This window comes from Kitasatospora sp. NPDC048722, assembly GCF_040650235.1.
In the GTDB taxonomy this organism is placed as follows: domain Bacteria; phylum Actinomycetota; class Actinomycetes; order Streptomycetales; family Streptomycetaceae; genus Kitasatospora.
In genome coordinates, this window is sequence record NZ_JBEZGX010000036.1 from 37,736 (window position 1) to 58,539 (window position 20,804).

Annotated in this window: 18 protein-coding genes; 2 read left to right on the forward strand and 16 right to left on the reverse strand. The window is 73.0% G+C overall.

Annotated features, from left to right (window positions below; translation table 11 throughout):
- Window positions 1-34: 34 nt before the first annotated feature.
- The 9 genes from lepB (AB0C76_RS24965) to proS form a co-directional block, all read right to left on the reverse strand.
- Window positions 35-922 (reverse strand): signal peptidase I, encoded by an 888-nt coding sequence (gene lepB, locus AB0C76_RS24965; RefSeq protein WP_359969502.1) that lies wholly within the window; start codon window positions 920-922, stop codon window positions 35-37.
- Window positions 923-950: 28 nt separating this feature from the next.
- Window positions 951-1,781: a signal peptidase I gene (lepB, locus tag AB0C76_RS24970; RefSeq protein ID WP_359969505.1), complete on the reverse strand. Its 831-nt coding sequence runs from the start codon at window positions 1,779-1,781 to the stop codon at window positions 951-953.
- A gap of 215 nt (window positions 1,782-1,996) precedes the next feature.
- Complete coding sequence (gene rplS / locus AB0C76_RS24975; RefSeq protein ID WP_063347674.1) at window positions 1,997-2,347, reverse strand: 50S ribosomal protein L19; 351 nt, start codon at window positions 2,345-2,347, stop codon at window positions 1,997-1,999.
- Between the two features lie 154 nt (window positions 2,348-2,501).
- Window positions 2,502-3,320, reverse strand: coding sequence for a tRNA (guanosine(37)-N1)-methyltransferase TrmD (gene trmD / locus AB0C76_RS24980; RefSeq protein WP_359969627.1), 819 nt, complete (start codon window positions 3,318-3,320; stop codon window positions 2,502-2,504).
- A 26-nt stretch (window positions 3,321-3,346) separates the two neighbouring features.
- The gene (rimM, locus tag AB0C76_RS24985; RefSeq protein WP_359969508.1) at window positions 3,347-3,970 is read right to left on the reverse strand and encodes a ribosome maturation factor RimM; all 624 of its coding nucleotides are present in this window, start codon (window positions 3,968-3,970) and stop codon (window positions 3,347-3,349) included.
- A gap of 157 nt (window positions 3,971-4,127) precedes the next feature.
- Window positions 4,128-4,367: an RNA-binding protein gene (locus AB0C76_RS24990; protein WP_030056773.1), complete on the reverse strand. Its 240-nt coding sequence runs from the start codon at window positions 4,365-4,367 to the stop codon at window positions 4,128-4,130.
- 2 nt (window positions 4,368-4,369) lie between these two features.
- Window positions 4,370-4,798 carry a 30S ribosomal protein S16 gene (rpsP, locus tag AB0C76_RS24995; RefSeq protein WP_045700219.1) on the reverse strand — a complete coding sequence of 143 codons (429 nt, stop codon included), beginning with the start codon at window positions 4,796-4,798 and terminating at the stop codon, window positions 4,370-4,372.
- A 537-nt stretch (window positions 4,799-5,335) separates the two neighbouring features.
- Window positions 5,336-5,914, reverse strand: coding sequence for a hypothetical protein (locus AB0C76_RS25000; RefSeq protein WP_049650398.1), 579 nt, complete (start codon window positions 5,912-5,914; stop codon window positions 5,336-5,338).
- Window positions 5,915-6,324: 410 nt separating this feature from the next.
- The gene (gene proS / locus AB0C76_RS25005; protein WP_359969511.1) at window positions 6,325-7,737 is read right to left on the reverse strand and encodes a proline--tRNA ligase; all 1,413 of its coding nucleotides are present in this window, start codon (window positions 7,735-7,737) and stop codon (window positions 6,325-6,327) included.
- A 310-nt stretch (window positions 7,738-8,047) separates the two neighbouring features.
- Here proS and AB0C76_RS25010 point away from each other — a divergent pair, with 310 nt between their 5' ends.
- Window positions 8,048-8,872 (forward strand): methyltransferase domain-containing protein, encoded by an 825-nt coding sequence (locus AB0C76_RS25010; protein ID WP_359969514.1) that lies wholly within the window; start codon window positions 8,048-8,050, stop codon window positions 8,870-8,872.
- Window positions 8,873-9,096: 224 nt separating this feature from the next.
- Here AB0C76_RS25010 and ftsH read toward each other — a convergent pair whose 3' ends face one another.
- The 7 genes from ftsH to AB0C76_RS25045 form a co-directional block, all read right to left on the reverse strand.
- Window positions 9,097-11,040, reverse strand: coding sequence for an ATP-dependent zinc metalloprotease FtsH (gene ftsH / locus AB0C76_RS25015; protein ID WP_359969516.1), 1,944 nt, complete (start codon window positions 11,038-11,040; stop codon window positions 9,097-9,099).
- A 131-nt stretch (window positions 11,041-11,171) separates the two neighbouring features.
- Complete coding sequence (locus AB0C76_RS25020; RefSeq protein WP_359969518.1) at window positions 11,172-11,696, reverse strand: GNAT family protein; 525 nt, start codon at window positions 11,694-11,696, stop codon at window positions 11,172-11,174.
- Window positions 11,697-11,798: 102 nt separating this feature from the next.
- Window positions 11,799-13,388, reverse strand: coding sequence for a signal recognition particle protein (gene ffh / locus AB0C76_RS25025; protein WP_359969521.1), 1,590 nt, complete (start codon window positions 13,386-13,388; stop codon window positions 11,799-11,801).
- Between the two features lie 109 nt (window positions 13,389-13,497).
- Entirely contained in the window at window positions 13,498-15,936 is a 2,439-nt protein-coding gene (locus tag AB0C76_RS25030) for a [protein-PII] uridylyltransferase (RefSeq protein ID WP_359969524.1), read from the reverse strand.
- A gap of 124 nt (window positions 15,937-16,060) precedes the next feature.
- Window positions 16,061-16,399, reverse strand: coding sequence for a P-II family nitrogen regulator (locus AB0C76_RS25035; protein WP_218207157.1), 339 nt, complete (start codon window positions 16,397-16,399; stop codon window positions 16,061-16,063).
- Window positions 16,396-17,769, reverse strand: a complete 1,374-nt coding sequence (locus AB0C76_RS25040; RefSeq protein WP_359969527.1) for an ammonium transporter — start codon at window positions 17,767-17,769, stop codon at window positions 16,396-16,398. The genes AB0C76_RS25035 and AB0C76_RS25040 overlap by 4 nt, the downstream gene beginning before the upstream one ends.
- Before the next feature lie 289 nt (window positions 17,770-18,058).
- Window positions 18,059-19,513 (reverse strand): hypothetical protein, encoded by a 1,455-nt coding sequence (locus tag AB0C76_RS25045; protein ID WP_329929708.1) that lies wholly within the window; start codon window positions 19,511-19,513, stop codon window positions 18,059-18,061.
- Between the two features lie 603 nt (window positions 19,514-20,116).
- On the opposite strand from AB0C76_RS25045, the gene AB0C76_RS25050 reads away from it, so the two are divergent.
- Window positions 20,117-20,791 (forward strand): bifunctional DNA primase/polymerase, encoded by a 675-nt coding sequence (locus AB0C76_RS25050; RefSeq protein ID WP_359969529.1) that lies wholly within the window; start codon window positions 20,117-20,119, stop codon window positions 20,789-20,791.
- The last annotated feature ends 13 nt before the right edge of the window (window positions 20,792-20,804 follow it).

The window sequence follows — 20,804 nt, forward strand, 5'->3', positions numbered from 1 at the left end:
GCGCGCGACCCGGTGGGTCGGCGGCCGGCGTGGCCTACCGCGCAGGCCCCTCCGGCCTGCGAACGGCAAGCGGAAGGATGCCCAACACACCCATAACGAGCGGAGGTTCCATCGGAACCGGCCCAACGGGCACGGAATTCGGCACAGTTCCGGCGGCCTGCGGAGCACGCGCCAGAGAGGAGAGTGAACTCGGCTCGTCAAGTTGATGGAAGCGGTCCAGCGGCCAGGCGATCACGAAGGCCCGGCCGACCACACCACTCAGCGGGATCGTGCCCTGGCCCGGATTCCCCATGTGGAAGCGGGAGTCGGCGGACACGTCCCGGTGGTCGCCCATGACCCAGAGCCGACCCTGGGGCACCTTCACCTTGAAGGGCTGCCTGGACGGCGGGTTCCCGGGCGAGAGGTACGGCTCGTCCACCGGCGTGCCGTTGACGCTCAACCGGCCCTGCGCGTCGCAGCACTCCACGGTGTCCCCGCCCACGCCGATGACCCGCTTGATCAGATCCTGCTCGCTGTCGGACGGCAGCAGCCCGACGAAAGTGAGGACCTGCTTGGCCCCGCCCAGGATCGGACCGTCGTCGGACGGCTTGTGATCGTTCTCCAGCCAGCCGCCGGGGTCCTTGAACACCACGACGTCTCCGCGCGACGGCTCGTTGCCGAACCAGGGGGTGAACTTGTCCACCAGTACCCGGTCCCCGACCTGGATGGTCTGCTCCATCGACCCCGAGGGGATCACGAAGACCTGGATCATGAAGGTCTTCATCACCAGCGCCACCAGCAGGGCCACCAGGACGATCAGCGGGAACTCCCGCAGCAGCGAGCGCTTGCGCCGCCGGGCCGCGCGCTGCGCCGTGCGGCGTCGATCGGCCCGGCCGCGGACCGGAACGACTCCGTCGGCACCCGCGGCGCCCTCCCCCGCCACCTCGGCGGGGTGGTCGGCCAGTCGGCCCCTACCTCTGGTCCCCATGACCACCCGTCCCCGCTGTCGCGGCGAAGGCCGCGGGCCGGTCCAGGCTGTTCCAGCGCGCGATCGGGAAGACCACCCAGTCCGCCCGGCCGATCACCCTGCTCTCCGGCACGAACCCGCCGCCGGGCTCGCCGAGGTGGTCGCGGGAGTCCCGGGAGGCCCTGCGGTGGTCACCCATCACCCACAGCTTGCCGGCCGGCACCACCACGTCGAAGGCCACGCCGGACGGTTCGTCGCCCGGGGCGAGGTAGGAGGATTCGTCGATCGGCACACCGTTGACGGTGATCCGCCCGCCGGGCCCGGTGCTGGTCACGCGGTCGCCGCCGACACCGATCACCCGCTTGACGTACACCGTGTTGCCGGCCGGGGCCAGCCCGAGGTCCCGGCCGAGCGAGCGCAACCCGTCCCGGAAGCCGGCCGGCCGGTCCGGCTCCGGAAGGAAGGAGCCCGTCCCGTCGAAGACCACGACGTCGCCCCGCCTGGGGTGGTCGCCGAAGGCGTAGGCGAGCTGGTTCGCGATCAGCCGGTCGCCGGGGCGAAGGGTGTCCTCCATCGACCCGGACGGCACGGTGAACGGCCGCGCGACGAAGGCGTTCACCAGGAGCAGCGCGGACAGGCAGATGCCGGCCAGCAGCAGGAGGTCGCGCGAGCGCGACCGCCCCGGCTCCTCGCCGTCCGCGGCCTCCCCGCCGTCGGCCTCGCCGTCGGTCTTGCCATCGGCCTCGCGATCGGCCTCGCCATCGGTCGTGCCGTCGGGCTCGCCATCGGTCTTGCCATCGCCCCCGCCGTCGGCGACCCCACCGCCATCGGCCACGTCGTCCACCACGTCCGCGGAAACCGCCGTGGGAGCAACCGCAGTGGCGGCGGAAACGGCCGCGGACCGCGGCGGCGAGTCCGCACCGGAGGGTGCGGGACTGCCGTCGCGGTCCGCGGGTGGTTCGTGCGTGCTCATCGGGGGCTGAGCTTACCGTGCGGCAGCCGCGCCCCCGGGAGCGCTCCGATCCCCCGGCGAGGCCGGGGGCCGGTGGATCAGCGGTCGCGCTTCTCCTTGATCTTCGCGGCCTTGCCGCGGAGGTCACGCAGGTAGTACAGCTTGGCGCGGCGAACCGCACCGCGGGTCACGACCTCGATCTTCTCGACGACCGGGGTGTGCACCGGGAAGGTGCGCTCCACGCCGACGTTGAAGCTGACCTTGCGGACGGTGAAGGTCTCACCGACGCCCGCACCGTGGCGGCGGATGACGACGCCCTGGAAGACCTGGACACGGGAGCGGTTGCCCTCGATGACCCGGACGTGGACCTTCAGGGTGTCACCGGCGCGGAAGGCCGGGATGTCGCTACGCAGCGAGGCCGCGTCGACAGCAGCGAGCTTGTTGCTCATGTTGCTCTCCATCGCAGGCGCCACGGGCCGCCCACGGAAGTTCGTCGCAATGGGGTCTGCTGCGGGCCGCATCGGCTGGCGGCGATCCCCCCGTGGCGGGGGCGCCGGTCCACGTGACCCCTACGGGAGGGGTCCAGCGACAGACAGCAGCGGCCTATTCTTCCACACCCTCGGCCACGGACCGAAATCGGCCGAGCGTCTCGTCCCAGGCCAGGCCGAGGACGGAGAGCGCCGCCCGGTCCTTCTTGTCGAAGGCGCCGTACTGCCACCGCTCCACCAGGTCGGGACGGTTCGCCAGCGTACGGGCGAAGGCCTCGTCCCGGCGCCAGCGGGCGATGCGGCCGTGGTTGCCACTGAGCAGCACCTCGGGCACGGTCCGGCCGCGCCACTCGGCGGGCTTGGTGTACACCGGGCCCTCCAGGAGGTCGGCCATCGCGCCGGGAGCGAAGGAGTCGTCCCGGTGGGACTCGGCGTTGCCGAGCACCCCCGGCAGCAGCCGGGCGATCGCCTCGACCATCACGAGCACGGCGACCTCGCCGCCGGCCAGCACGTAGTCACCGATCGAGGCTTCGACCACCGGCATCCGGGTGGCCGCCTCCTCGATCACCCGCCGGTCGATGCCCTCGTACCGGGCGGGAGTGAAGGCCAGCCAGGGGCGGCCGGCCAGTTCCTGGGCGAGCTCCTGGGTGAACGGGCGCCCGCTCGGGGTGGGCACCACCAGCGTCGGCACCTGCCCCTCGGGCCCGGCGGCGACCACCGCGTCCAGGGCCTCGCCCCACGGCTCGGGCTTCATCACCATGCCGGGGCCGCCGCCGTACGGGCTGTCGTCGACCGTCCGGTGGACGTCGTACGTCCAGTCCCGCAGGTCGTGGACGTGCACGTCCAGCTGGCCGCGGGCACGGGCCTTGCCGACGAGCGAGATGTTCAGGGGTTCCAGGTACTCCGGGAAGATCGAAACGACGTCGATCCGCATCCCGGTCTGGACGCCCTCGGTCGCCGTCACTTCTCGCCGCCCTGCGAGTCACCGTCGGCGCCGTCCGGGGAGTCCTCCTGGGCGCCCTCAGCAGCGCCCTCCGGGGCCTCGGCGGCAGCACTGCCCGCCACCTCGGCCCGCTCCGGGTCGATGAGACCGGCCGGCGGGGTGATCACGGCGCGCTGGTTCTCCAGGTCGATGGTCGGCACGATCTGGCTGACGAAGGGCACCAGCACCTCCGTCCCGTCGGCCTTCTTCACCGTGAGCAGGTCCTGATACGGCAGGTGGACGACCTCGGTGAGCTCGCCGACCGGGGTGCCGTCGGAGAGCACCACGTCCAGCCCGATCAGCTGGTGGTCGTAGTACTCCTCCGGGTCCTCGGGGCTCTCGTCCGGATCGACCTCGGAGATCAGCAGGGTGCCACGGAGCGCCTCCGCCGCGTTGCGGTCCTTGACGCCGGCGAAGCGCAGCAGCAGCCGCCCGCTGTGCACCCGGCCGGACTCGACGGTCAGCGGGCCGGCCGACGCGGGGTCGGTGAGCACGACGGCCCCCGGCCCGAGCCGGAGTTCCGGCTCGTCGGTGCGGACCTCGACGCTGACGTCCCCCCTGATGCCGTGGGCGCGGCCGATCCTGCCGACGACGAGCTGCACGGTGATCGTTCTCCTGGAGTTCCTGAGCTGGACGGGAAGTCGGCCACGTCCGCGCCCCCGCGGGGCAGGGACGTGCTGGCCGGATGCGAAAAAGGCCGACCGGGACGCCATGCGTCCCGGTCGGCCCCAAGCCCTGACGGCTGCACGGGCAGCTGCGTCAGCGGATGTTGTCCACGTCGACCAGGTCGACCCGGACGTTGCGACCGCCGAGGGCGCCGACCACGGTGCGCAGAGCGCGCGCCGTGCGGCCGCCCCGGCCGATCACCTTGCCGAGGTCATCGGGGTGCACACGCACCTCGATGGTGTTCCCCCGACGCAGGTTGCGCGAGCGCACCTGCACCTCGTCGGGGTGCTCGACGATGCCCTTCACCAGGTGGTCGAGGGCGTCCTCGATCACGATCAGGCCTCGGCGGCGGCGTCGGCCTCAGCCTCGGCCTTGTCCGACTTCTTGGCCTTCGGGGTGATGGCGACACCGGTGGTGGCGTCCTCGAAGCCGGCGACGGCCTTCGCGAACAGGTGCGAGAAGTCCTCGACCTTGGGCTCGGCGACCTTGAGCGGCGCCGGGGCCGGCAGGCCCTTGAACTTCTGCCAGTCGCCGGTCAGCTTGAGGATGGCGAGGACCGGCTCGGTCGGCTGGGCGCCGACGGACAGCCAGTACTGGGCGCGGTCGCTGTCGACCTCGATCTTCGAGGGGTTGTAGGTCGGCTGGTAGATGCCGATCTCCTCGATCGCGCGACCGTCACGCTTGGTGCGGGCGTCGGCGACGACGATGCGGTAGTGCGGGGAGCGAATCTTGCCGAGACGCTTGAGCTTGATCTTGACTGCCACGGGAGTGGATTCTCCTGGTGTTGACGTGGGTGAGCGGTCGCGTCATCGCGTGGGGTTGCGGTGCGGACCGTTCAAGGGACACGCCAGCCGTAGGAGAGAGGGGTCCTGCTCGGCTGCCGAGTACTCAGCTGTCCATTCTGCCATACCGGCGCGAACCGCCTGGACCGGGCCTCCCGGGCCCCCGTCCGCGGGGCCGGAGCCGGAGCGGCCGGCCCCCGGATCCACCTCGTGGGGCCGGACCGGACCGGGAGCCCCCGCTCCCGGTCGAGTCCACTGATTCCGTCCACGAGTCTTCCGATCACACCCGCCGGTTCCGCTGCCCGCACAGCCGACCACCGGGTCCTGCCACCCGGTCACGCGACCCCGAACCGGTCACGTGAGCCCGATGGGCCCTGCCTTGCCTAACTTCTCGAACGCGCTTGTCGAACTCGTCGAACGTGCCGAACTCGTCGAACCTCGTCGAGATTGCTGAAATTGCTGAAATGGTTGGAACTACCGGAACCGCCGGAACTACCGGAACCGTCGAACCCGACAGGATCAGGCGATCTTGAAGGGCTGCTGGCACGCACCGCAGACGATGGACGCCTGCGCGAGCACCGACGGCACGACCCGGACGTTCCGCCCGCAGCCGCAGACCGCCTTGACCCGCACGCCGCCCCCGGAGGAACCGTGCCGGGCGGCCGGCCCGCGGAAGGCACGCGTGGCGCCGTCGCCGGCCACCGCCTCCTGGTGCGCACCCAGGGCGCGGTCCAGGCGTTCGATGGTCTCGGCGTACCGCTCCTGCGTCTCCTTGAGCATGGTCACCTGGGAGAACCCGCTGCTTGCGTGCGGCTCCACCGGGTGCGCCAGACCGAGCTCGGAGGCGAGCATCAGGAAGCGCCGGTTGTGGTAGCGGCCGGCCCGCGAGGTGTCCCGGATGTCCCGGGCCGCGGCCAGACCATGGGCAGCCTCGTGGAGGAGCCGCTCGAAACCGAGCCGCGTGCCACAGGCCGAGGAGGACTCGCCGATCAGGGCCTCGGGCGAGGCCAGGTCCGGGAGGTCCTGGTGGTAGGCCTGGATGTCACTCCAGGCGGCGGCCAGTTCGGCCGCGAGGACGAGGGGCTGTGTCGTGCTCACGCTAGACCAACGATGGAGTGCGAGCCGATGTTCCGCCTGTTCCCGTTCTCCGGGAATTCCCAGGGAACTCCCAGGAATGCATGGTCGCGCGCGAATTGCGCGTTCCGGATCTGACGCAAGACCAACCCCCTGCCGGTTTCGGCCCGCACAGCTCGGCGGGCCTGGTGAATTCCGTCCGGGGGGCGGGCTGTCGCACCCAGGACGTACGGCCCGTGGTCCTGTCGAAGTTGACAGGGCCACGGGCCGTACACCGTACCGCTATTCCGTTAATACCGGCAGTTGACCGGCCAGTAGGGATGTTGCGAGTCCGGAGCCGTCGGTGAGAGTTACCGGATTCTTACCACCCGCATTCCGGGCAAATGTTGCCGGTAACGGTCATTACCCACCGCCGGTCGTGCCGATGGTCGGGATCAGTACGCACGCGCGACGATCGCGATATTGCCTTCCTGGTCGTCCGTCTGCGGCACCGAGCCGTCGGCGGCGACGATGCAGCGCACCGAGACGCCCTGCTCGGCCAGCTTGGCCTCGCCCTCCGGGCCGAGCTCGGCCCAGGACATCCGGCCCCAGCCGGTGGCGGCGGCCTCGACGGCCTCGTCGAGGGTCTTGACGTCGACGGTGCGCGACTCGCGGCGCTCGCGGGACTGGCGCAGCAGGAGCGCCTGGTCCTCCTCCAGGACGCCCGGGAGCAGCTCGGCCAGGGCGTCGATCGAGACCGGCTCCTTGCCGCCCGCGATGCGGCGGACCAGCATCGCGGTGCCGTTCTCCAGGTCGCGCGGGCCGACCTCGATGCGGACCGGAACGCCCTTGAGCTCCCAGTCGACGGCGCGGCGGCCGAACGGGGTGTCGGTGCGGTCGTCGACGACCACGCGGACGCCGGCGGCCTCCAGGCGGGCGCCGATCTCGCGGACCTTGGCGAGGACGGCGTCGTCGCCCTTGATGGCGAGGACGACGGCCTGGACGGCGGCCAGGCGCGGCGGGACGCGCAGGCCGTTGTCGTCGCCGTGGGACATGATCAGGCCGCCGACCATGCGGGTCGAGACGCCCCAGGAGGTCTGCCAGACGTACTCGCGCTCGGCGCCCTGGAGCTGGTAGGTGGTGTTGAACGCCTTGGCGAAGTTCTGGCCCAGCTCGTGGCTGGTGCCCATCTGCAGGGCCTTGCCGTCGCCCATCATGCCCTCGAGGGTGAGGGTGTTGATGGCGCCGGCGAAGCGCTCCTTGGCGGTCTTGCGGCCGAGCACGACGTCGATGCCGAGCACGTTGGTCATGAAGTCGCCGTAGACCTGCGTGTGGATCATCGACGCGTACGCGCGGGCGTCCTCGTAGGTGGCGTGGGCGGTGTGGCCCTCCTGCCAGAGGAACTCGGTGGTGCGCAGGAAGACGCGCGGGCGCAGCTCCCAACGGACCACGTTGGCCCACTGGTTGATCAGCAGGGGCAGGTCGCGGTGGCTCTGCACCCACTTGGAGAAGTACTCGTTGATGATCGTCTCGGAGGTCGGTCGGACGACGACCGGCTCCTCCAGCTGCTTGCCGCCGCCGTGGGTGACCACCGCGAGCTCGGGGGCGAAGCCCTCGACGTGCTCGGCCTCCTTGGTCAGGTACGACTGCGGGATGAACATCGGGAAGTAGGCGTTCTGCGCGCCGGCCTTCTTGATCCGGGCGTCCATCTCCTGCTGCATCCGCTCCCACAGGCCGTAGCCGTACGGTCGGATGACCATGGTGCCGCGCACCGGACCGTTGTCGGCCAGCTCGGCCTTGTTGATGAGGTCCTGGTACCAGCGCGGGAAGTCTTCCGCCTGAGGGGTGAGAACGGGTGCCTTAGCCATGGCCCGAATGGTACGGGGAGCGGCCCCCTGACTTCGAATCGGTATCACACCCGCGGCGGACGGCCACCCGGCCACGGGACGACCACGCACGGCCACGGGACGGAACGGGACACGGCCGCGGGAGGACCACGGGACGGACGGGCCACGCCCGCGGCACGACCCCCGCCGACAGCAGGGGGCGCACGACCGCGACACGCGCGCACCACCCTGCACCCCTCTGGACGCCGCGCCCGAGCCGCTGTTCGCTGGAGTGGGGCGGGACTTTGGGGGAGCCGTAGCAGCACACCGAAGGACCGGATGGGAGGCCGCGATGGCTTCAGCTCGGACGACCGGCACGACCGAACGACCAGCGGGCGCACGACCGCACCACCACCACGCGGGGGGCGCGTGGCCCGCGCGGGCGCGCGACTGGGCCGAGATCCAGGAACGCATGCTGGTACCGCTGTACGAGGCGGTCTACGACCGGCTGGAGGTCGGCCCGGCGAGCAGCGTGCTGGGCCTGGGCTGCCGCTCCGGGCTGGCGCTCCTGCTGGCGGCCGGCCGGGGTGCCCAGGTCGCCGGCCAGGAACCGCGGGACGAGCTGCGCGAGCTCGCGCGGGACCGCCGGCTGCGGGTGTGCGCGGGGGCCCGCCCGGCCACCGCGCTCCCCCGCTCGGCCCATTCGCTGGTGACCGTTTTCGAACAGCTCCCGGCGAGCGCCGAACCGCGCGCGGTGGTCGCCGAGGCCGCCCGGCTCACGCTGCCCGGCGGGCACGTGGTGCTGGCCACCTGGGGGCCGCAGGAGCGCTGCGAGAGCGCCGCGGTGCTGGACGTGGCCCGGCGGATGGCCGGCCGCACCGCCGCGCGCGACCCGTTCGAGCTGAGCGCGCCGGGCGCCCTGGAGGACCTGATCGCCGCGGCCGGCCTGCGTCCCGCCGGCAGCGGCCGGGTGAGCTGCCCGTTCGCCTATCCGGACCTGGACAGCGCGGTGCGCGGCCTGCTCTCCACCGGGCTGTTCGAGGCCGCCGAGGAGTTCTCCGGCGGCGCGCTGGTCGCCAAGGAGCTGGAGGAGGCGCTGCAGCCCTACCTGCGCGCCGACGGGTCGGTCCGGATGGAGAACGTGTTCCGCTACCTGATCGCCGAGCGTCACCGCTGAACCGGGCACCGCGGCACACGCGGCGCGGCACACGCGGCGCGGCACACGTGGCCCGGCACACGTGGCCCGGCACACGCAGGCACGCCGGACCCGGCGGACCCGGCGGACCCGGCGGACCGGGGGCACACCCCGAGACAGACGAAACCGGGGGCGCCCGCCGCCATGGCGAGCGCCCCCGGCCTTCTGCCCGCGCTTCCCCGAACAGCCCGCGGCGCACCGCCGTCCTACGAGGCGTCCCCGTCCCCGTCCCCGTCCTCGGCCGCCTCCCGCGGCACCCCGGCGGCCCGGTAGGCCTGCGCCTCGTCCAGTGTCTCCGCCTCCAGCAGAGCCGCCGCCAGCGCGTCGAGCCGGGTCCGCTGCTCGGTCAGGATCCGCACCGCGTCCTCGTAGCACTCGGCGACGATCCGCCGGGCCTCCTCGTCGACGGCGTCGAGCGTGGTCGGGGCGGCGGAGAGCCCGTACGCCCCCTGCGGGTCGGCGGGCACGGCGGTGAGCCGCCCGACCCGCTCGCTCATGCCCCAGCGGCCGGCCATCCCCCGGGCGATGTTGGTGACCTGCTCCAGATCGCTCTCCGCGCCCGTGGTGATGACCCCGTAGACGACCTGCTCGGCCGCCATCCCGCCGAGCGCGCCGATGATCCGGCCGCGCAGGTAGGGCTCGGTGTACGAGTAGCGGTCGTTCTCGGGCGTGGAGAGCGTGACGCCGAGCGCCCGGCCGCGGGGCACGATGGTGATCTTGCGGACCGGGTCGGCACCGGGCTGGAGCATCCCCAGCAGCGCGTGCCCGCTCTCGTGGTACGCCGTGCGCTCGCGCTCCTCCTGCGGCATCACCAGCGGCCGGACGGCGCCGAGCTGGACCTTCTCCAGCGCGTCCGAGAGGTCCCGCTCGTTGACGGCGTCCTGCTTGCGCTTGACGGCCAGCAGGGCGGCCTCGTTGACGAGGTTGGCGAGCTCGGCGCCGGTCATCCCCGGGGTGACCTTGGCCAGCCGGGTGAGGTCGGCGTCGCCGGCCAGCGGGACGGTCCGGGCGTGGATGGCGAGGATGGCGGCGCGCCCCTCGCGGTCCGGCGGACTGACGGTGATCCGCCGGTCGAAGCGGCCGGGGCGCAGCAGCGCGGGGTCGAGCACGTCGGCGCGGTTGGTCGCGGCGATCACGATGACGCCCTCGGAGCCGGTGAAGCCGTCCATCTCGGTGAGGATCTGGTTGAGCGTCTGCTCGCGCTCGTCGTGGCCGCCGAGGCCGCCGCTCCCGCCGCGCTGGCGGCCGATGGTGTCGATCTCGTCGATGAAGACGATCGCCGGGGCCACCTTGCGCGCCTCGGCGAAGAGTTCGCGGACGCGGCTGGCGCCGACGCCGACGATCATCTCGATGAACTCGGAGGCGGAGGCGGAGAAGAACGGCACATCGGCCTCGCCCGCGACGGCTCGGGCGAGCAGCGTCTTGCCGGTGCCGGGCGGGCCGCTCAGCAGCACGCCGCGCGGCATCTTGGCGCCCATCATGCGGTACCGCTGCGGGTTCTTCAGGAAGTCGACGACCTCGGCGAGTTCGGCCTCGACCTCGTCGATGCCGGCCACGTCGGCGAAGGTGGTGCGCCTGCCCTCCTCCGCGACCACCGGTTTGGGCGGCGCCTTGCGGCCGAGCGGCCCGGTGCCGAGGCCGCCGGACATCCGGCGGGCGAGCAGCACCCAGACGAAGACCAGCAGCAGCATCGGGGCCAGCGAGAGCAGCAGGTTGGAGAGGAAGCTGCGCTGCTGGACGACCGGCGAGGTGGCGGTGACCTCGATGCCCTGCTGCTGGAGCGTGGCCCAGAGGTTGTCGTTGGCGAAGGAGGGCCGCTGGGTGGCGAAGTCGGTGTAGTCGCCCTTGGCACCGTCCGGCCGGGGCTGGGCGGACTTGAGGGTGCCCTCGATCGCGTCGCCCTTGGAGTAGATCTTGGTGATGTTGCCCTTGTTCAGCTGGTTGTTGAACTCGGTGTACGAGATCGTCGTGGCGCCCTCGTTGCCGAAGAAGGACAGCAGCACGTCGGAGATCAGGAACACCACGAGCGCGGTGAGGATGAGGCCCATCCAGCCGCCGGGCATCCGGCGGCGGGGCGGCTGCGGGGGTGGGGCGCCCTCCGACCGCCAGGGCTGGTCGGGGGTCTGGCGCGGCGGGACGGGTTCGGTCACCTCTCGGACGATACGGACGCACGCTCGGGTGGGCCAACCGCAACGCCGCACCCCCGCCCCGCCCCGAGCGGCCCCGGGACAGCCCCTGCCCGCCCCCGGGCCGGCCCCGACCGGGGCCGCCCCACCGCCCGCTAGGCGCCCGAGCCCGGCCATTCCTCGACGGTCATCGCGAACCGCTCGTGGTCGCGCCAGGCGCCCTGCAGGAACAGCATCCGCGGCGTGTAGCCCTCGTGCCGGAACCCCAGCCGCTTCGCCAGCGCGATCGACCGCTCGTTGTCCGGCTGCACGTTGATCTCCAGCCGGTGCAGCCCGAGCCCGCCGGCCGACGGCGGGGCGAAGCAGCGGTCCACGACCAGCCGCATGCCCTCGGTCATCCGCCCGGTGCCGGCGAACGGCAGGTAGGAGTCGTAGCCGAGGGAGGCGTTGCAGAAGCGGCCCATCACGATGTTGGCCACGTTCACCTTGCCGACCAGCCCGTCGGTCTCGCGGTCGACGATCAGGAAGGTCCGCAGGCCGGCCCCCTGGCGCTCCAGCAGGTCGGGCAGCCCGTCCGGCTCGACCGGGTTCCACCGCCCGACGTGCTCGGCGGACCGTCGGACCGCCTCGGCGTACGCACCCTCGTCCTCGGCCCGCGGGGCCCTGATCGTCACTCGCACCCCACCATCATCGGACACGCGATCGGCCCGCCGCCCGGATAATCCGGACGGCGGGCCGATCGGTGACGACGCTGGCCGACGGGCGTCGAACCGCCCGGAGGCCTACAGCAGGTCCTTGAACTCCTTGGGGAGCTCGAAGTCGGCCGGTCCCTTGCCCGCGCCGAGGCCGAACGCCCCGCCGTCGGCCGGGGCCTGGGCGCCGCCCGGGCCGAGCGCGCGCCGCTCGGCGGCGGCCGCCTCCTCCTGCGCGCGCTTGAGCGGGTTGCCGCTCTTGCGCTTGCCCTTGGCCTGCGGGGCCTTCTTCGCGGACTTCTTCGCGCCGCCGCCCATGCCCGGGATCCCCGGCATGCCGGGCATGCCCTTGCCGGAGGCCATCGCGGACATCATCTTGCGGGCGTCGAAGAACCGCTCGACCAGGTTCTTGACCTCGCCGACCTGGACACCCGAACCCTTGGCGATGCGGGCCCGGCGGGAGCCGTTGATCAGCTCCGGCTCGGCACGCTCGGCCGGCGTCATCGACTTGATGATCGCGCCGACGCGGTTGACGTCCTTGTCGTCGATGTTGTTGATCTGCTCGCGGATCTGGCCCATGCCGGGCAGCATCCCGAGCAGCTTGGAGATCGAGCCCATCTTCTGGACCTGCTCCAGCTGGGACAGGAAGTCGTCCAGCGTGAAGGCCTTCGGGCCGCCGCGCAGCTTGGCGGCGATCTTCTCGGCCTCGGCCTGCGAGAAGGTCTGCTCGGCCTTCTCGATCAGCGAGAGGACGTCACCCATGCCGAGGATGCGCGAGGCCATCCGGTCCGGGTGGAAGGCGTCGAAGTCGTCGACCTTCTCGCCGTTCGAGGCGAACATGATCTGCCGGCCGGTGACGTGCGCGACCGACAGGGCCGCACCGCCGCGGGCGTCGCCGTCGAGCTTGGAGAGCACGACACCGGTGAAGTCGACGCCGTCGAGGAAGGCCTGCGCGGTGGTGACCGCGTCCTGGCCGATCATCGCGTCCACGACGAACAGGACCTCGTCCGGCTCGACCGCGGCGCGGATGTCCGCGGCCTGCTGCATCAGCTCGGCGTCGATGCCCAGGCGGCCGGCGGTGTCGACGACGACGACGTCGTACTGCTTCTGCTTGGCGTACTCGATCGAGTCCTTGGCCACCTGCACCGGGTCGCCGACGCCGTTGCCCGGCTGCGGGCCGTAGAAGGCCACGCCGGCGCGCTCGGCGACCACCTGGAGCTGGTTGACCGCGTTGGGGCGCTGGAGGTCGCAGGCGACCAGCAGCGGGGTGTGCTTCTGCTTCTTCAGCCAGTGGCCGAGCTTGCCCGCGAGGGTGGTCTTACCGGCACCCTGCAGACCGGCGAGCATGATCACCGTGGGGCCGTTCTTCGCGAACCGCACCCGACGGGTCTCGCCGCCGAGGATCGCGATGAGCTCCTCGTTGACGATCTTGATGATCTGCTGCGCCGGGTTCAGCGCGCCCGAGACCTCGGCACCGAGCGCCCGGTCCTTGACCTGCTTGATGAAGGCCCGGACGACCGGCAGCGCGACGTCCGCCTCCAGCAGCGCGATGCGGATCTCGCGGGCGGTGGCGTCGATGTCCGCCTCGCTGAGGCGGCCCTTGCCACGGAGGTTCTTGAACGTCGCTGCGAGGCGATCGGAAAGGGTGTCGAACACGTCGTCGCGGGTCCTCTGCGGCATCGGTATCGGTACGGTCGTCGCTCCCAAGGGTATCCGGCCGCCCCGGGTACGGTCTCCACCCCCGCGCACACCGGGCCCGCGGCCCGTTCGCGGCGGGCCCGCGACCCCTTCAGCCCAGTGCCGCGCGGACCGCCGCAGCCACCTCCCCGGCCCGCTGGGCGGCCAGCGGGCGGCCCTCCCCGTCGGTCAGGTAGAAGGAGTCGACGGCGTCCGCGCCGAGCGTGGAGACGTGCGCGGTGCGCACGCGGACGCCGGCCTCGTCCAGCGCCCGGCCGATCCGGTGCAGCAGCCCGGGGGCGTCGTGCGCGCGGACCTCCAGGACGGTCGCCGTCGCCGAGGCCACCGCGGGCGCGACCGTGACCAGCGGCGGCGGGGTCGGGATGCCCCGGCGCCGCGGGGCCGCCGCGTCCCGCTCGGCGAGCCGGCGGGCGACGTCCAGCGAGCCGTCCAGGGCCCGGCGCAGGTCCGCGCGCAGCCGGGTGGCCTCCGGCAGCTCGCCGTACTCGGCCGCGACCCGCCAGGAGAGCAGCAGGACCGGGCCCGCGCCGATCGGGTCCAGCTCGCGCAGTCCCGCCGAGCGGACGGTCAGCCGGTGCAGCGCGAGCACCCCGGCGACCGTGCCGAGCAGCCCCGGCCGGTCCGGGACGGCCAGCGTCAGCTCGACGCCCATCGGCTCGGTGCCCGGTTCGGCCGCCTCGGCCTGGGCCAGCAGTGTCAGTGCCGGGGCGTCGGTGCGCGCGGCCTCGACGGCGAGCCGCTCCTGCTCGGCCGTGGGTGCCGCCTCGGTCGGCGCGGCCGGTCCCCCGGACAGCTGGGCGGCGGCCCGCGCCACCAGGCCGTCCACCAGCGAGGCGCGCCAGCCGCTCCACGCCGCCGGGCCGGTGGCCAGCGCATCCGCCTCGGTGAGCGCGTGCAGCAGTTCCAGGCGCGGCAGGGTGGTGACCACCTTGGTGATCGCCTCGACGGTGGCCGGGTCGTCCGGGTCCCGCCGGGTGGCGGTGTCGACCAGGGTCAGGTGGTGGCGGACCAGCACCGCGAGGGTCTCGGTGTCCTCGGGGTCGAAGCCCATCCGGACGGCGACGTCGCGGACGATCACCTCTCCGGCCTCGCTGTGGTCGCCGGGCCAGCCCTTGCCGATGTCGTGCAGCAGCGCGGCGACCAGCAGCAGGTCGGGCCGGGCCACCCGGCGCGTCATCGCGGCGGCCCGCACCGCCGTCTCGACGAGGTGGCGGTCCACCGTCCAGCGGTGCACCGCGTTGCGCTGGGGGCGACAGCGGACCCGCTCCCAGTCCGGCAGCAGCCGGGTGACCACGCCCTCGGCCTCCAGCGCCTCCCACACCGGCACGGCCGCCTCGCCCGCGCCGAGCAGCGTGACCAGCTGCTCGCGCGCCTCGTCCGGCCAGGGCACCGGCAGCGGGCGGCACTCGGCGGCGAGCCTGCGGACCGTCGCGTACGAGACGGTGAGCCCGTTCTGCGCGGCCGCGGCCGCGGCGCGCAGCGGCAGCACCGGGTCGGCGGCCGGGCGGGCACCCTGTGCGAGCACCGCCTCGCCGTCCTGCTCGACGACGCCCTCGGCGAGCGGTCGGCGCTCGACCGCGCCGCGCGCCACCGCGCCCGAACCGCGCCCGGCGCCGCCGAACGGGAAGGCCAGCCGCCCCGGCCGGCGGCCCCGGCCGGACCGGGCGGCGAGCACCCGGTCCACCGCCCGCCAGGTGACGTCGCTCGCGTAGGCGATGGTCCGGGCGGCCTCGTAGACCTGGCGCAGCAGTGCGTCGGCGTCCAGCACGCCGAGCCGCTCGGCGACCTGGTCCTGGTCCTGGAGGCTGAGCCGCTCGGTGGCCCGGCCGGTGGCCAGGTGCAGCGCGTCGCGGACGTCGGCCAGCCGCAGCGCGGCGGCGTCGAGGCCGTCGCGCGGGGCGTCGGCGAGCCAGGTCGCGGCGACCGCGTTGAGCGCGACGACGTCGCGCAGGCCGCCCCGGGCCTCCTTGAGGTCGGGCTCCAGCAGGAAGGACAGCTCGCCGTGCCGCTCGGCCCGCTCCCGGCCGAGCTCGCGCAGTTCGGGCAGCCGGGCCGGGGCGCCGGCGCGCCAGTCACCGAGGACGGCGGAGCGCAGGGCCGCGGTGAGCGACTCGTCCCCGGCGACGTGGCGGGCGTCCAGCAGGCCGAGCTGTGCCTTGAGGTCGGCGGCGGCGACGGACCGCGCCTCGGCGACGGTGCGCACCGAGTGGTCGAGGGAGGCTCCCGAGTCCCACACGGGGTACCAGATCCGCTCGGGCAGCTCCCGGTCGATCCGGCCGGAGTGCAGCAGGAGGACGTCGAGGTCGCTGCGCGGGGACAGTTCGCCGCGCCCGTAGCCGCCGACGGCGACCAGGGCGACACCGGCGGGGGCACCGGCGGACGCGAGCAGGCCCGCCAGCCAGTCGTCGGTGAGCCGGGCGAGCGCGGCGCGGCGTTCGCGGCCGGCCGGGCCCGGGCCGGCGAGCAGCGCGGCCCGGGCCGCTCCGTAGCCGGCGCGACCGGAGTCGGAAGGGCTGGTCTCGGTGGTCATGCGGGGTCCCGTCCGTCGGGCGGCTGTGCGGGGTGGCGCCGGCGGGCGGGCCGGGCGCCGATGCGCCGCCGGGCGGGCCCGCGACCCCTGGGGATCGCGGGCCCGCCCGCGGTGCGTCACGTCGTCAGAGCGCGTCCGGTCCGCGCTCGCCGGTGCGGACCCGGACGGCCGTGTCGACCGGGATGCTCCACACCTTGCCGTCGCCGATCTTGCCGGTCCTGGCCGCCTTCACCAGGACGTCGATCAGCTGGTCGGCGTCGTCGTCCTCGACCAGGACCTCGATCCGGATCTTGGGCACGAGGTCCACGGTGTACTCGGCGCCGCGGTAGACCTCGGTGTGGCCGCGCTGGCGGCCGTAGCCGCTGGCCTCGGTGACGGTCAGCCCGTGCACCCCGAAGGCCTGCAGGGCGGCCTTCACGTCGTCCAGGCGGTGCGGCTTGATCACGGCGGTGATGAGCTTCATCGGGCGTCGACCTCGGTCTTCTCGGCAGTGTTCGGGGCGGCGGACTTCTGAACATCGGCCTTCTGGGCCGTGGTCGCCGCGGAGACCGCGGCCGGAGCGAGGGCCCGGGCCAGACCGGCGCCCACCGCGCTGAAATCGTAGGCGGACTCCGCGTGTTCGGCCTGGTCGATGCCGGCCACCTCCACCTCCTCGCTGACCCGGAACCCGACCGTCTTGTCGATCGCCTTGGCCAGCAGCCAGGAGACGACGAAGGAGTACGCCGCGACCACGGACACGCCCATCGCCTGCTTGCCGAGCTGGTCGAGACCGCCGCCGTAGAACAGGCCCTTGGCGGTCTGGCCGACCCCGCCGGTGGCGAACAGGCCGATCAGCAGCGAGCCGATCGCGCCGCCGACCGCGTGCACGCCCACCACGTCGAGCGAGTCGTCGAAGCCGAGGCGGTACTTGAGGGAGATGGCGGCGGCGCAGACGGCGCCCGCGATCAGGCCGATCGCCACCGCGCCGAGCGGGCTGACCGAACCGCAGGCCGGGGTGATGGCGACCAGGCCGGCCACCGCGCCGGAGGCGGCGCCCAGGGTGGTGAACGCGCCGTGCTTGAGCTTCTCGAAGACCAGCCAGCCGACCAGCGCGGCGCCCGTCGCCACCTGGGTGTTGACGAAGGCCATCGCGGCGACTCCGTTGGCGGCCAGGGCCGAGCCCGCGTTGAAGCCGAACCAGCCGAACCACAGCAGGCCGGAGCCGAGCATCACCAGCGGCAGGCTGTGCGGGCGCATCGGGTCCTTCTTGAAGCCGATCCGCTTGCCGAGCACCAGGCAGAGCGCGAGTCCGGCCACGCCGGCGTTGATGTGCACGGCCGTGCCGCCGGCGAAGTCGATGACGCCGTTGCGGTCGCCGAGCCAGCCGCCCTTGCCGCCGTCCACCATGAACACCCAGTGCGCGACGGGGAAGTAGACGACGGTCACCCAGAGCGCGACGAACAGGCCCCAGGCGGCGAACTTGGCGCGGTCCGCGATGGCGCCGCTGATCAGTGCCGGGGTGATGATCGCGAACATCAGCTGGAAGACGGAGAAGGCGGTGACCGGGATCGTGCCGGACAGCTCGTTCAGGCCGATCCCGCGCATCCCGAGGAAGTCGAGGTTGCCGATCAGGCCGAAGCCGGCGTCCGGCCCGAAGCTGAGCGAGTACCCGTAGAGGACCCAGAGCACGGTGACGATGCCGAGCGAGAGGAAGCTCATCGCCAGCATGTTGAGTGTGCTCTTGGCCCGGACCATGCCCCCGTAGAAGAAGGCCAGGCCCGGGGTCATCACCATGACCAGGGCCGCACTGATGAGCACGAAGGCGGTGTCGCCCGCGCTGAAGCCGTCCGGCATCGGCGTCTCCTCTGCGTGAAAGCCGATCCACCACCCGGGTACCTGTCCCGTGCCACCCGGGGTGTCGGCGATGAAGAGGAGAGTGCCGAAGGCTGGTTTCGGCCAGTGCGGCCGGTTGTTTCGCGGCCGTGACGCGTGCGACGCGCGGGTTACACCTGCGTGAACCGCAGCCGTGTCGATGGCCCGGATGGGTTACCGTGCCGCCGCGCGCCACACCCGGTGCCGCGACCGCCACCGACCGTGGCGGCGGCGGCCGTCACGGTCGGTGGAGTCCGGTGGGGGGGCGTGCTCAGACCACCGAGACGTACTCGGGGATGTCCTGGACGACCCTTTCCTTCAGGCGGCTCACCGCGTCCACGCCCTTGAAGCGGACGGCCGCGGCCTCCGTGGTCTTGCGCACCCGCGAGTTCAGCCGCTCGGAGCGGACCTTCGTCGCGATGTCCACCGCCTGCTCGGCCATCAGCGCGGCCTGCTCGGCCTCCTTCTGGAGCAGGTGCACGCTGGCCATGCCGATCAGGTTGAAGGCGTAGGAGCGCACGTGGTCGCCGTCCTGGCGGAACAGGTCCACCGCGCGCTCCATCACCGGCGCGGACATCGACGCGTACAGCTCGGCGTTGTCGGAGTGGTAGGCGAGGTCGCGGAAGGAGTGCGCGTTCTCGGCGTTCAGCTCGGCGGGCGAGAAGAACTTCAGCCAGTCCGGCTCCTCGTCCCCCTCGCGGATGTCGGTGAAGGTGTCCTCGGCCAGCCGCACCGCCCGGGCGCAGCGGTTCACCTCGCCGATGGTCGCGTAGGCGCGCGCCTCCATCGCGTACAGCAGGGCCTGCTGGCGCGGGGTGGCCGTGTCGCGACTGCCGTACTGGGCGAGGTGGATCAGCTCCAGGGCGTCCTCGCCGCGGTTGAGGTGGATCATCTGGCGGCTCATGTCGGTGAGGATCAGCGCGCCGAACGGGCGGTCGCCGGCCTCCTTGGCGGCGTGCAGCGCGAGCACGTAGTACTTCTGCGCGCTCGGGTGCATGCCGACGTCGTAGGACATCCACCCGGCCAGGTGGGCGAGTTCGGCGGTGAGCCGGAACAGCCGCCGGGTGGTCTGCTCGGGGTAGCTCTCCTGGAGCAGGTCGGTGACCTCGTGCAGCTGGCCGACGACGGCCTTGCGGCGCAGCCCGCCGCCGTTCTGCGCGTCCCACTGGCGGAACATGACCGTGGTCTGCTCCAGCAGTTCGAGCTCGGGCTCGGACAGCCGGCCGGTGAACGCCTCGCCGCCGTTGGCCGCGGTCAGGATCGGGGTGGGGGTGCCGTTCGGGCCGGGGGCGAGCCAGCGCTGCATCGGCTCGATCAGGGCGGCGCCGGCGGTCAGCGCCAGCGAGGTGCCGAGGAAGCCCCGGCGGTTGAGCATCAGGTCGCTGCGGGAGTAGTCGCTGATCAGCTGGACGGTCTGCGGGGCGCTCCACGGCAGGTCCACGCCGCCGCCGACGGTGGAGACCGGGATCGCGGCGCGCAGGCCGAGGTCCTCGATCGAGACGACCGAGCCGAAACGCTCGGAGAAGAGCTCCGACATGATCTTGGGGATCGGCTCGCGCGGCTGCTCGCCGTCCAGCCAGCGCCGCACGCGGGAGGTGTCGGTGGAGACGTGGTGGGCGCCGATCTGCCGGGCCCGGCGGTTGACCTGGCGGGCCAACTCCCCCTTGGACCAGCCGCTGCGGGCGAACCACGTGGTCAGCTTCTCGTTGGGTTGCTTCTCTGCCATGGGGAACGTCCCATCCCGCCCGGCCCCGGAGGGCCCCCGATCGTCATCGCCCGACGGTTGCGGGCTGTTGCCAGACGTGCCGTGCCGCGGCGCCGCCGCACCCCGCTGTCGCACTGGTGTGCCACGACCCCGGACGGGGCGTCAGTTCGCCCAACTCCCGCGCCCCTACGGCTCGGAGCTGACTCCCCGACGACGCCCGTGTGCTGAACGTAATGCCCCGCCGAGGGTCCGCGGGACGGCCCCTGGCGAAACGCCACCTTTCGCCACCCCCAGGAGTGAACCGAAGCAAGGGGGCACACGCTTCACTAGGTAGTCGCGGCGGTCGGCATATGCGGGCTGCCAAGTCCCCGAGCAATCCCGGCGGTCCCGGCGGACCACTACGGCCACCGGCGAGTTTGCCGTCCGCCCAGCTCGACGGCCGCCTCGCGCACACGACGATCCGGCATCGGCACAGCCGCCACAAGGCGGCGCCCGAGGCGCACCACCCCAAAAGGCGCACGCCACGCGCTGCGCGCCGCATTCGCACAACGCACCACGCAACGGACAATCAACACAAAGTCACCGTCCCGTAACCATCGGCAACGAGAACCTGTTGGGGGAGGCATGGACAACCTGTTCGGCGAACTTCGACTGGGGCACCTGCGGCTGGCTCCGCTGGGCGCGCGCCGCCGCACCAAGGTCACCGCGTCCCAGGCCGCCGCGGAGTACACCGGCCGCTGGGGCTGGGCGGTAGCCGTCACCGGCCGGGCCGCCGGCAACGCCCCGGCCTCCTGCCGGTGCGGCTCCGCCCGCTGTGCCGCCCCCGGCCTGCACCCCGTGCCCGGCTGCGAGGGCGCCGTGCACACCGCCGACGCCGAGGGCTCCGTCCTGTTCCCCACCGGCCGCGCGTTCGACGTCCTGGACGTCCCCGAGCAGGCCGGCGTCCAGGCGCTCGTCCGGCTGGAGCGGATGGGCACCCAGGTCGGCCCGGTGCTGACCGCCCCCACCGGCCGGCTGCAGTTCCTGGTCGCCCCCGGCACCGCCCGCCGCCTGCCCGACCTCCTGTACCGGATGGGCTGGGACGACGCCGCGCTCGACCTGGCCTGCCACGGCGAGGGCAGCTACGTCGCCGCCCCGCCCACCGTCCTGCCCGGCCTCGGCCCGGTGCGCTGGCTGCGCCGCCCGACCCGGGACAACGCCGGCTGCCCGCCCGAGGCCCGGCTGCTGCTCGGCACCCTCGCCTACGCCTGCCACCGCGGCCGCGAGCGCACCGCGGAGCCGGCCTGGATGGCCTCCTGAGCCCAGCACCACC

Bases quoted from the DNA above. Each gene is read 5' to 3' on its own strand.
- AB0C76_RS25010 (WP_359969514.1), top strand. From the start codon at position 8,048: ATGGCTTCAGCTCGGACGACCGGCACGACCGAACGACCAGCGGGCGCA.
- rplS (WP_063347674.1), bottom strand. From the start codon at position 2,347: ATGAGCAACAAGCTCGCTGCTGTCGACGCGGCCTCGCTGCGTAGCGAC.
- proS (WP_359969511.1), bottom strand. From the start codon at position 7,737: ATGGCTAAGGCACCCGTTCTCACCCCTCAGGCGGAAGACTTCCCGCGC.
- AB0C76_RS25050 (WP_359969529.1), top strand. From the start codon at position 20,117: ATGGACAACCTGTTCGGCGAACTTCGACTGGGGCACCTGCGGCTGGCT.
- AB0C76_RS25030 (WP_359969524.1), bottom strand. From the start codon at position 15,936: ATGACCACCGAGACCAGCCCTTCCGACTCCGGTCGCGCCGGCTACGGA.
- AB0C76_RS25035 (WP_218207157.1), bottom strand. From the start codon at position 16,399: ATGAAGCTCATCACCGCCGTGATCAAGCCGCACCGCCTGGACGACGTG.
- AB0C76_RS25045 (WP_329929708.1), bottom strand. From the start codon at position 19,513: ATGGCAGAGAAGCAACCCAACGAGAAGCTGACCACGTGGTTCGCCCGC.
- AB0C76_RS25040 (WP_359969527.1), bottom strand. From the start codon at position 17,769: ATGCCGGACGGCTTCAGCGCGGGCGACACCGCCTTCGTGCTCATCAGT.
- ffh (WP_359969521.1), bottom strand. From the start codon at position 13,388: ATGCCGCAGAGGACCCGCGACGACGTGTTCGACACCCTTTCCGATCGC.
- trmD (WP_359969627.1), bottom strand. From the start codon at position 3,320: ATGCGGATCGACGTCGTTTCGATCTTCCCGGAGTACCTGGAACCCCTG.